The organism is Streptomyces sp. GLSS-08 (assembly GCF_056387915.1).
Genome location: NZ_JBWJAQ010000047.1, coordinates 1 through 1,290 on the forward strand (window position 1 = coordinate 1; position 1,290 = coordinate 1,290).

Below are 1,290 nucleotides of genomic sequence, written 5' to 3' on the forward strand. Positions count from 1 at the left end.
CCTAGTACTGCAACGGTGCTTGCCGTGACTGCTGGCCATCTCGCTCGTTGGGGTGGTTATGGGTGGGGACCTTGCTGGTGTCAGGTTGTGGGCGGGTGAGCTGGACGCTCTGCATGAGCGGTTCGTGCACAGATTCAGTCGCGAGGAGCCGCGTCAGTCGGCGTTGGCTTACATGCGAGGGCTCCTTGCGCCGTTGCAGCGCAAGAACGGGTGGACACTGGCGGAGGAGGCCGGACATGGCGGGCCGGACCGCATCCATCGGTTGTTGAACAGAATCGAGTGGGATGCCGACGAGGTCCTGGACGACGTGCGCGACTACGTCTTCGAGCACCTCGGAGACCGGGATGCCGTCCTGATCGTCGATGACACCGGCTTCCTCAAGAAGGGCATCCGCTCTGCCGGAGTGCAAAGGCAGTACTCCGGCACCGCCGGCCGCACCGAAAACAGCCAGATCGGGGTGTTTCTCGCCTACGCGACCGATCGCGGACGCACGCTCATTGACCGGCGGTTGTATCTGCCCACGTCCTGGACGGACGACCGGGAACGGTGCCGGCGGGCGGGCATCGACGACACGGTCGGCTTCGAGACGAAGGTGGCCATGGCCAAGGCGATGGTCCGCCGGGCTATCGCCGACCGGGTCCCGTTCGGCTGGGTGACTGCGGACGCCGCCTACGGCTTCAGCAAGGGCTGGCGGTTCGAGCTGGAGCAGGCGGATGTCTTCCACGTCATGGCCACCACCCGGCACGACACGGTCGTCACCCGCTGGTCCATCGATCACCCCGTCCACGACCTGTTTCCCGGCCTGCCGCGGCAGAAGTGGAAGCGCCGTTCCTGCGGTGAAGGAGCTCACGGCCAAAGGATCTTCGACTGGGCCCGCGTCGAGGTCCGGCCCTGGCACCGCGAGGACCGCCGACACTGGGTTCTCGCCCGCCGCAGTGTCAGCAGGCCCGAGGAGATCTCCTACTACATCGCCTACTGCCCGGCCCAGACGACGCTGGACGAGCTGATCCGCATCGCGGGCAGCCGATGGGCTGTCGAGGAATGCTTCCAGACCGCGAAACAGGAATGCGGCCTGGATGACTACCAGGTCCGCCGCTACCCCGGCTGGCACCGCCACATGACCCTGGCCATGGCAGCCCATGCCTGCCTGACCGTCCTGCGAGCCCGAGAGCTGGACACGGAGAAAGCAGAAACGGATCCTCCCAGCTCATCCACCTCAGCTTTGCCGAGATCCGACGCCTGATCACCCGCCTCACGAACCGCCGTCCTACCCCGGTCGATGACGTTCTG

General features: G+C 66.0%; 1 protein-coding gene. It reads left to right on the forward strand.

Annotation, left to right across the window (positions count from 1 at the left end):
- Window positions 1-58: 58 nt before the first annotated feature.
- Entirely contained in the window at window positions 59-1,243 is a 1,185-nt protein-coding gene (locus tag AC0ZLC_RS34255; RefSeq protein ID WP_476755816.1) for an IS701 family transposase, read from the forward strand.
- The last annotated feature ends 47 nt before the right edge of the window (window positions 1,244-1,290 follow it).

Coding starts and splice junctions, on each gene's coding strand:
- AC0ZLC_RS34255 (WP_476755816.1), top strand. CDS start 59: ATGGGTGGGGACCTTGCTGGTGTCAGGTTGTGGGCGGGTGAGCTGGAC.